A 9,165-nucleotide genomic window follows, 5' to 3' on the forward strand; every position below is an offset into this window, starting at 1 on the left:
CCCCACCCCAACCCGTCACGATCATCCTCGACACCACCCCACCCACGTTCGGACCCGTCGAAACCGTCCTCCGCCTCGCCGCCCATCTCCTCACCGTCACCCTCTGGCGCACAGGCCAACACCCCACCCTCATCACCCTCGACCAGCCCGCCCTGCCACGCCCCCTCACCAACCCCGCCGACCTGACCACCCTCTGGACCGCCCGCACCCTGCACCCCCCCAACCTGCACACCGCGCTGCGCACCGCCACCCACACCCCGACGCCCACCACCGTGATCCTCACCCACCACCACCTCGCCCACGACCACCCCATCCACCCCGGACCCCACCTACGACTCCTGACCACCCACCCCCCCGGCACCCCACCCCCCAACCCGGGCACCAGCCACGCATCCCGCACCGCCACCGCAGACGGGCGGTACCACCGCCACCTCCCACCCCACCCCGACGCGGCCACCCTCACCGACGCCATCCACGCCCTACTCACCCCGACCACCGACGACCAGACCCGCATCGGCGGGCCTGCTGGACTGGACAACCACCAGCCGCCGACGCGGGGCTCGGACGGCCGCTCGCCCGCCGGCCGAAAGATGTGAATCCACTGCTATGGGAGCAGCACGAAAGTCACATCGTTCAGGCGACCGCTCGCCCGCCGGCCGAAAGATGTGAATCCACTGCTATGGGAGCAGCACGAAAGTCACATCGTTCAGACGACCGCCGACGCGGGGCTCGGGCGACCGCTCGCCCGCCAGCGCAGGGTTCAGACGACCGCCGGCGCGGGGTTCGGACGACGGTGGGGCCTCACGGCGAGATGCGGGTTCCGTTCTGGCGGGCGGCGCGTTCGTAAAGATGGGCGGCCCGCAGCGGGTCACCGTTGCGTTCATGGAGCGCCGCAGCCCCGACAAAGTTGTCGGCGAGCTCGGCCTCGAGCGCGTCATCCAGCCAGGTACGCGGTGCCGACGGTGCGGCCGGGACGCGGTTGCGCAGCCTTTTCCACAGCTCTCGGGCACGTTGCACGCCGCCGACGGGCGGCTGCGGTTGCGGTGTCGACGCGGCAACCGGCATCACCTCGGGTGGCCGTGGGGTGACCTGTGCGTCGACCTCGGCCAGCGCCGCGACGGTCTCCGGTGGGAGCTGAAGGTCCAGATCGGGGCCGGGACCGGCCCACAACGTCCAGACCGGCTGGCGGGCGCGCAGGTCAAAGGCGACGGCCCGGTCCGGCAGCGCCACCACGGCAACGTCGTCCACAACGCCGAACAGGGCTTGGCGGGCGGTCGGGGGCAGCCGCGGGCGCGTCCGGTAGCCGACCGGCAGAAACAGCGGACCCGGGCCGAGGCGGTACAGCGGTTCACCGATCGGTAGCCGTTCGAGCAAACCGCCGGGGGCGAGCAGCAGGTGCCTGTCCCGACCGCGGACGACGAACGCGATCTCGGCGAGTGGGTGCCCTTCCAACAGCGGCGGGACGCTGGCGAGATCGTCGTCGTCGAGGAGCGCCGCGGCGATGTCCACACCGCTGGTGCGGCCCGGCACGATCGCGACCGGCTGCCCGTCCAGCCGCCCGTCCAGCCGCAACAACGTGGTGTCCGGTACCGGAATGGTCCGGTCCGGTGGCTCCAACCGGTAGCCGTCGGCGAGCCGGACGAGCGCGGCTCCGTCGCTGGGCTCGCCCAGGCCGACCAGCCGCCAGCAGCCGAACGAGCTGTCGGCCAGCACCCACGTGCCGGCGTCCACCAGGTCGGCGAGCAGCGGATCGGGCAGGGCGGACGCCATGGCGTGCTGGAGCAGCAGCCCGTCGCCTGCGGCCCGGCAGACCAGCACGAACGGGTCATGATCGAGCGCAGCCAGTAGCGACGCGGGCAGCGTCTCCCCCGATGCAGGGGACAGCCGCAGTTCGGTGGCGACCCGGCCACCACCGAACGGTCCGGCAACAGCCCCGGGCAGCACAGGACCGGACAGCAGGGCGTCGAACAGCGGATCCAGCCGGACCGGCCGGTAGCTCACCGACAGCCCCAGCTCCAGGGCGCGTTGGATGACCTCGCCGGCCAGCGCACCGGGCAGCAGGACCACCGCCTCGGTGGATGTGCCGGCCGCCACCGGGTGGAGTCCGGCGGTCCGGACCACTTCGACGACGCTCACCGGACGAAGCCCGGACGTCGGCACCGACCCACGGTCGCCGTCCGGTATCACCGGGGCGACCGAGGCGACCGGGGCGACCGGCGTGGCGCCCCAGCCACGGTCCGGCCGGAACCATCCATCGGCGTGGACATACAGCCGACCCTGCGCGGTTGACACCAGCTCCCGGCCCAGGTCGAGGTCCATTTCCGCGGCCACCCACCAGCTCCCGGAACCGGCGACGGTCGGGACGCCTGACGGTTCCTCCAGTCCGTCGGCCCGCAGGAACTGGATGCTGTCACGGTGCCCGGTCGCCACGAGTGAGCCGGCGAACACCAGCGCTGCGGAGGCGGAGCCGAACCTGCCGGCGAGTTCCACCACCTGCGCAGAAAGGCCGGCGGAGTCAGCGGACCCGTTCGATCCGGGCTGTCCGGTGGAAGGCTCCGGCCGGACGGTCGGTCCGTTCCGGGCGATCGGGATCGGGATCGCGTCCGGGGGCGTGGGCTCCGGTAGCGGGGATACCTGCGGAACGGGAACCTCGTCCGGCCGGATCTCGTGGACACCGAAAGGATGTCGCCCTTGACCGGACGCTGGAGGATCGGGATTCAGAGCCATCCGCTACCCCGCGGACAGGCTGGTCGTGGGCCCGGCTGCTGTCGGTGGCACAGCACCGGTCGGCAGGGTCAGTTCGGTGTGCAGCACCCGCGCCGACCATTCAGCCCACCGTTGCTCCGCGCCGGTGCGGCGACCGCGCACGGCCGCGGCGAAGACGAGAGCGACCTGGTCATAGCGGTGCGCGGCCTCAGCCAGCACGACCGCCCATTCCTCGATCCGGCGGCTGGCGGAGTGCGCCGGCCAGGCAGGTTCGGTAACCGTTGGCTCGGCCAGCATCGCCTGGACGTCGACGAGTACAGGAAGGATGTGCCGGTCGGGCAGCCCGTCCGCGACGTCGCAGCGGGCCAGCACCAGTCGACGCAACAGGGCGTCGAACATCGCCGCGACCGCCGGTTCAGCCTGGTGGGCCGGTCCGGCCGGGTCAGATAGCAGCAGTGCCCGAGCCGCGGCCGGGTCACCCACCTCATGGGCAAGTGTCCAGGCCGCCACGTGGACGAGACCGGCCGCGGTGTAGTCCGCGGCGGCGTCCCGGTGCCGACCGAGCTGGGCGTACAGGCCGGCCGACCGCGGGAACAGGCCGGCGTCCCGATAACAACGCGCGGCCTCGGCAACCTGCCCGGCCCGCAGGTAGCAGGTCGCGGCCCGGTCGAGCAGCGGGGCGTCAGTCACGGAGCCGTGGCCCCCCTTCGGCCCTTTGTTCGGTCGAGGGCTCCTCGGTCGGTCGCTGCCCGACCTGCTCGCGGCCGGCCGGTGCGACCTGCGGAGCTTCCTGCTCGATGAGGGCGCTGTTCTCGACGATGCGGGCGATGTCGGCGGTGGCCCGGTCGTGGCGGGCGTCGTGGTCGGTGGCGGGCGCGCCCTCTCCGGTGTCCTCGACGCGGAACACCTCGACCTCGCCCGTGTCGGCGCGGTAGCGGAACTTCACCCGGACCCGCATACGTTCACCCCCCTATCCTCACGATCGGCAATCAGAGCGGACCGCACAGATCCACAGTTTTATAGATCTTCAGACCGTCAGTGCTCCAGGGACTGCGGCCTCCGGGCGCGCGATCTGACGATCGTCGCGCGCCCTTTGGCCCGCTAGATCTGCAGCTCGAACTCGATGTCGAGAACGCCGCCGTTCTCCGAGCAGGTGATGCCCTCGGCCCGCCTGGCTCGGGCGTAGGCCAGGATCGCGTCCCGGTAGGCGCCGGCCAGCGCCTGATGGAAAATGTTGCGCCCCTGGATGCCGACAGCGACCAGCCGGGTCGCCGCCTCCCGGCGCAGCGCCTCGACGCGGGCGGTCGCGGCTTGCGCCAGAGCGGCGTCCGCGCGAGCCGCGGCGGCGGCTTCCACAGCGGTGCCTTCGGCGTCGTCGGCCTGCGCCCGGGCGGCGGCGAGCAGCGCGTCGACCTGGGCGTCGACGGCCCGAGCGGCGTTGCGTTCGGCATCCCGGCGCGCGTGGGTCTCCGTCCGGCCGCCGTAGTTGTCGTCGTAGTAGGTGCCTTCGCCCTCACCTTCGACGGTTTCGGCGAGCTGTCCGCGTACGACGGTGGCGACTTCGGCGGACGCCGCCACCTCGGCGGCAACCTCCGCGACGATCTCCAGTTCGCGGGTGGCCGGGTGGTAGAGCAGGTAGCCGCCGTCGAGGGCGTGTCGGAACGACTCGCCGTCCCGTTCCCACCCGTCGGTGCGGGCAAGCACGCCGCTCAGCGCGGCCAGGGTGGGCGCGCCGATGCTGCTGCCCAGCGGCTCGCGGACCCGCGCGTCCCCGACGGCCTGCCCACGCCGGGTCACCTGGCGGCGGACCTCCTGCTCCCAGGCGTCGGTCAGATCACGGGTGGCGCGGACGCGGACCCGACGTGGGTTACACATCGACCAGCCCCTCCTCGGCGAATCGTTCCCGGAAGATGGTCAGCGTTTCCCGCTGATGCTGCTGGACGCCGGCGAGCAGGTCGCGGGCGTCGGGATGCTCGCGGCGTAGTTCCAGGGCGAGCCGCTGACCGCGCCGCAGCAGCTCCTTGAACTCCTCGGCCCCGGCCACCCGTTCGCGCTGACCGACCAGCTCGGTGAGGTCGATCCGCAGCTCGCCGAGGCTGCGGACGGTGTGGCCCGGCTGGTCGACGGGAACGCCTGCGTCAGCGGCGATCCGGCGCATCGTCTGTTCGTCCCGCGGGTTCGTCCACAGGTGGACGAGCGGAGCCAGATCGGCGATCTCCGCGGCGGCGCGTCCAGCGAGCAGCGCGGACGCCGCGAATGTCTTCTGCGCCTTCACCGCGCGCCGGTCGGAGAAGGCGACGCCCTCGGCGCGCAACGAGCGCACGATGCGGGCGAACGGTCCGCGCACAGCGGTCAGGTCGATGTCGGCGACGGCGCGTTGCAGGGTGAGCAGGTCGGCGAGGCTGAAACCGACCCGGGTCCGCGCGGCCGGCTCGTCCGACGGTCCGGACTGTCGTCCGGACTGTCGTCCGGATGGACCGGATGGACCGGACGGACCGGACGGACCGCGAACGCCGGCAAGGTTGATCAGAGTCTGTTCGCCGCGCCAGCCGAGCGCGAGAACATCCTCGATGTCGTCGTCGGGCACGTAGTCGAGCCGGCAGCGCAGCAGGAACCGGTCACTGAACGCGGCCAGCACCGGGTCGTCCGGGATGTCGTTGGACGACCCGAGCAGCGTGATCAGGTTGGCCGGGACGGCCTGGGCGCCGTTGTGGAAGGTCCGCTCGTTGATGAGGGTGAGCAGCGTGTTGAGGATCGCCGAGCTGCCCTGGAACACCTCGTCCAGGAACGCGATGTCGGCTTCGGGGAGCATCCCGGCCGTGTTGACCTGGTAGACGCCCTCGGTCTGGAACCGTCGGATGTCGACCGGCCCGTACAGCTCGGCGGGTTCGGTGAACCGGGTGAGCAGGTAGCTGAAGTAGCGGGCGTCGAGCATCCGCCGGAAGCGTTCCAGCAGGCTGGTCTTGGCGGTTCCGGGCGGCCCGACGAGCAGGACGTGCTCACGGCACAGGACGGCCAGCGCGACCAAGTCGACCGCTTCGTCCCGGCCGACGAAGCTCTGCTTGACGTCGTGGAGCCGGGTGGCGAAGGTCCGGGCCAGCACCCTGGTCGGCTGGTCCAGCACTGGTGTGGTCGTGGTCATGGCGCGGTGATCTCTTCCCCATCGGTGACAATAGGAACCATTTCCGTGGCGCTCCGGCGCCCGGCGACCCCGGTGAGCCTGATCGGGCCGACCAGGGTCACCCGGCGCTGGCCATCACCGGAACGACCGAGCCGGGGGTTCTTCTCCCGCTCCCGTTGTCGACGGGCCGCCTTCAGCGCCCCGATCAGCTCGCCGAGCCGGCGGGCGTCGGCGCGTCGCCGGTCGGCTCCGACCAGCTCGTCGGCGCGGCCGTCGCGGAACACCGAGCGGATCTCGTCGCCGTTGAGCCCCTCGGTGACCCGCGCAATGCCGTCCACCAGCGCTGGACTCACCGGAATACCGAAGTGGTCGGCGTGCACCCGGGCGATCTCCCGGCGGGCATCCTCCTGCGGAAGGTCGATTCTGATCGGCCGGAACCGGCTCGGCCGCAGCAGAGCGTCATCGATCAGATCGATCCGGTTGGTCGTACCGATGATCAGAACTGGCACCTCGGGCCGGAAACCGTCCAACTCGGTGAGCAGTTGGGCCACGATCGCGTTGCCCGCCCGGCTGCCGCCGTCGTCCCGGCCGGAGCGCCTGGCCGCGATCGAGTCGAACTCGTCAAAGACGACCACGGCCGGGGCGTTGCGGCGGGCCTCGGCGAACAGTTCACGGACCTTGCGTTCGCTCTCCCCGACGTACATGTCGGTGACCTCCGGCCCGCTGACCACCAGGATGGTGGCGGCCAGGCGGGCGGCCACGGCCTTGGCGAACAGCGTCTTGCCCGTCCCCGGCGGGCCGTGGAAGATGAACCCGCGTGGCACCAGGTCGTGGCGCAGATGCTCGGGCAGATCGACGGCACCGCCGACGATGGTCAGCGCCCGTTCCAGCTCGGCCTTGACGTCCCCATAGCCGCCGATCGCCGAGAACGGCACGTTCGGCACCTCGAACGAGCTGGATGTGCGGGCCTTGAACACCCGCAGCTCGTGGCGCAGGTCGGCGAAGGTGGGCCGCCGGGCCGCGCCGATCGCCGGACGGTGCTGGTGGTAGGCGAACCGCAGGGCGTTGCGGAACCGGACGGCGTTCATCCCGGCCACGTACTTGTACAGGTCGGTCGCGTCGAAACCGTCGAACAGCTCGGCCTCTGCGCGGGTGACCAGCGCCCGGCCGACCGGCACCCGCTCACCGGAGCGGGTCGTCACCTCCCGGGGCAGGATCTCGATCGACAACCGCACCGCGAACCGGTTGGCCAGCACCTCGGGGATCACCAGGGACGGGTCGGTGAACGCCAGCAGCACGCAGGCGCTGCGCTCGTAGAGGACGTCGGTCAGCTCGCGGGCCTCGCTCGTCAGCGTCGCGTCAGTGCCGCCGGCCAGCAGATCCAGGTGCGGCACGACGACCACGTCACCCGGCTTGGCATCGGTGACCGCAGCCTGCAGCGCGGCCAGCAGTTCGGCGCGCCGCCCGCCGCCGAGCGGGGTCGCATCCCCCAGACCGCTCGCCATTCCCGACGCCATTCCCGACGCCGTCCCCGGCGCCATCCCGGCCGCTGCGGACCCGCCGCCGAGCCGGAGCATCCGCGCCGGCCGGCCGGACCGCCCGGCGATCTCGTGCGCCAGGTGTTCGACCAGCAACTTCTCGCACCGGATGAGGACGGACAGGCCGCTTTCCAGGTACGCGACGGCCCGGTTGATCTCCATATCATGCGCGATCAGGACGGCTTCCCGCTCGCTCAGCGTCTCCGGATGGCCCGGTTCCGCGGCCACGCCCGACCCGGCCATGCCCTGTCCGGCCATGCCGGCCCCGGCGTCGGCAGCGGGCCCGATCCCGGTTGCTGGCCCGCTGCCCTGGGGTGAGCGGGCCGCGGCCAGGGTCGTCAGGTCGAGGCCGGGCGGGGGATAGAGCGGGGTCGACAGGTCGAATTCGACCAGTTCCAGGACGAGTCGCCCGACCGGCACGTCCAGATAGGCGGAATCAAGCGGGGTGAGGCTGAACGCCGGCAGATCGGCCAGCAGCTCACCGAGGGTGAGATCCGGCTCGTCGGTCCCGGCCAGCACGTAGCGGTCGTGGAACGCCGTCCGGTCCAGCGGTACGAGCGTCAGGCTGCGCATCCGGCCGCTCATGCGTCTCCCGATTCGCTCATGCCGCGCCTGCCGACAGGCCGAGCCGGTACCGCCGGACGAGGTTCAGCGCGTCGCGGTGGCCGTCCAGGAGCGTCCGGGAGCGGATCAGTTCCGGGTCCCGCTGGTCCAGTGCGGCCAGCGGCGCCCAGAATCCGACGGTGGCGACGGGCAGGTCGTCGGGCAGACCGAAACCGGACAGCGCCCTGGCCGCCCAGGTCAACCGGCGGTCCCAGTCGACGCCGTGGCGCAGCCGGGCCAGCAGGTAGGTGTCGAGCACGACGCCCGGATGATCGTGGGACAGCCGGGTCAGCAGTTCCGCGCGCCAGGTGAGCACTGCGGGGTCCGGTGACCATCCGGCGAGCGCCGCTGTCACCACCGCCCGCCCGCGCGGTCGACCGAGCAGATCGGTGGCGGCCGCGACCTCCGTCGCGGTGGCACCGGCGCTCACCCGGCTGGCCGCCGGCCGGAACAGCACGGCGGTCAGCGTGGACGCCCGCAGCAGCGTGTCTGCCAGCTCGGGCACGGCCCGGCACGCCGCGAGCGTCGGCGCGACCACGGCATGCCGGGCGAGGGCGTCGGCCCAGCCATCGGTCGCCGGTCGCAGTGCCGGGGCCGCTTCGGCGAGCGCCCGCGCCGGGCCAGCCTGAGCCCGCCCGCCGACCGCGGCGGCCAGCAGCAGCGCCCCCGCACCGACCGGCGACCGGTCTGCGAACGGGGGTGATCCCGCCCCGAGCCTCGCGGCCGTGTCACGGGTCAGCTCCCGCAGCACCGTCAGGGTTGCCGCGGCGGGATGGGCGAGCGCGCTGGTTTCCCGCAACGGGCCGACCGGCGGTGGCGCCGACCATCCGGCGGTGTCACCGGCCCAGGCGAGCACGCGGCACGCGGTCGTCTCCGCGTTCATCCGGCGGCCCTGTTCATCCGACAGCCCGGTTCATCCGACAGCCCTGTTCATCTGATGGGCACCGTCATCCGGTCGCCACCCAGTAGGAGGCGAGCACCATGTCCTCGGTTGCGGTGGCGTCGGGTGCGCCAGCCCCGGCCTCGGCAGCCTCGGCGTGGTAGAAGCGCAGCACTCGGTCATCCCGGTCATGCCGGTCGATGTTGACCAGTCCGGCGACCTGCCAGGGCCGGCGGAACGTGGTCGTGTGCAGCTCGACGTCGATCGACGACAGCCCGATCTCGCTGGTGGCCGGGAACAGATGGGTGTGGTACCAG

At 72.1% G+C, this 9,165-nt stretch carries 8 protein-coding genes and 1 pseudogene; 1 reads left to right on the plus strand and 8 read right to left on the minus strand.

Annotated elements, in window-relative coordinates; translation table 11 throughout:
• Nucleotides 1-596 (plus strand): annotated as a pseudogene (locus U9977_RS13855) (hypothetical protein); the annotation flags it as partial.
• A gap of 205 nt (nt 597-801) precedes the next feature.
• Here the strand turns inward: U9977_RS13855 and U9977_RS13860 are convergent.
• The 8 genes from U9977_RS13860 to U9977_RS13895 all read right to left on the minus strand — a co-directional run.
• A complete protein-coding gene (locus U9977_RS13860) occupies nt 802-2,727 on the minus strand; it encodes a hypothetical protein (RefSeq protein WP_322749660.1) in 1,926 nt (641 codons plus the stop codon).
• Nucleotides 2,728-2,730: 3 nt separating this feature from the next.
• Nucleotides 2,731-3,396: a hypothetical protein gene (locus U9977_RS13865; RefSeq protein WP_322749661.1), complete on the minus strand. Its 666-nt coding sequence runs from the start codon at nt 3,394-3,396 to the stop codon at nt 2,731-2,733.
• Nucleotides 3,389-3,664 carry a hypothetical protein gene (locus U9977_RS13870; RefSeq protein ID WP_322749662.1) on the minus strand — a complete coding sequence of 92 codons (276 nt, stop codon included), beginning with the start codon at nt 3,662-3,664 and terminating at the stop codon, nt 3,389-3,391. Before U9977_RS13870 ends, U9977_RS13865 begins: the two co-directional genes overlap by 8 nt.
• Nucleotides 3,665-3,807: 143 nt before the next feature.
• Nucleotides 3,808-4,581, minus strand: a complete 774-nt coding sequence (locus tag U9977_RS13875) for a molecular chaperone DnaJ (protein ID WP_322749663.1) — start codon at nt 4,579-4,581, stop codon at nt 3,808-3,810.
• The gene (locus tag U9977_RS13880) at nt 4,574-5,848 is read right to left on the minus strand and encodes an AAA family ATPase (RefSeq protein WP_322749664.1); all 1,275 of its coding nucleotides are present in this window, start codon (nt 5,846-5,848) and stop codon (nt 4,574-4,576) included. Before U9977_RS13880 ends, U9977_RS13875 begins: the two co-directional genes overlap by 8 nt.
• The gene (locus U9977_RS13885; protein ID WP_322749665.1) at nt 5,845-7,950 is read right to left on the minus strand and encodes an ATP-binding protein; all 2,106 of its coding nucleotides are present in this window, start codon (nt 7,948-7,950) and stop codon (nt 5,845-5,847) included. The genes U9977_RS13880 and U9977_RS13885 overlap by 4 nt, the downstream gene beginning before the upstream one ends.
• Before the next feature lie 16 nt (nt 7,951-7,966).
• Entirely contained in the window at nt 7,967-8,851 is an 885-nt protein-coding gene (locus tag U9977_RS13890; RefSeq protein WP_322749666.1) for a hypothetical protein, read from the minus strand.
• Nucleotides 8,852-8,915: 64 nt separating this feature from the next.
• On the minus strand, nt 8,916-9,165 hold a 250-nt coding region (locus tag U9977_RS13895; protein ID WP_322749667.1), incomplete at its 5' end, for a hypothetical protein.

The sequence above is a fragment of the Protofrankia sp. Cas8 genome (assembly GCF_963555845.1).
Lineage (GTDB): Bacteria > Actinomycetota > Actinomycetes > Frankiales > Frankiaceae > Protofrankia.

Excerpts from the sequence above, each read along its gene's own strand:
- U9977_RS13870 (WP_322749662.1), bottom strand. The coding sequence starts at position 3,664 with ATGCGGGTCCGGGTGAAGTTCCGCTACCGCGCCGACACGGGCGAGGTC.
- U9977_RS13860 (WP_322749660.1), bottom strand. The coding sequence starts at position 2,727 with ATGGCTCTGAATCCCGATCCTCCAGCGTCCGGTCAAGGGCGACATCCT.
- U9977_RS13885 (WP_322749665.1), bottom strand. The coding sequence starts at position 7,950 with ATGAGCGGCCGGATGCGCAGCCTGACGCTCGTACCGCTGGACCGGACG.
- U9977_RS13875 (WP_322749663.1), bottom strand. The coding sequence starts at position 4,581 with ATGTGTAACCCACGTCGGGTCCGCGTCCGCGCCACCCGTGATCTGACC.
- U9977_RS13890 (WP_322749666.1), bottom strand. The coding sequence starts at position 8,851 with ATGAACGCGGAGACGACCGCGTGCCGCGTGCTCGCCTGGGCCGGTGAC.
- U9977_RS13880 (WP_322749664.1), bottom strand. The coding sequence starts at position 5,848 with ATGACCACGACCACACCAGTGCTGGACCAGCCGACCAGGGTGCTGGCC.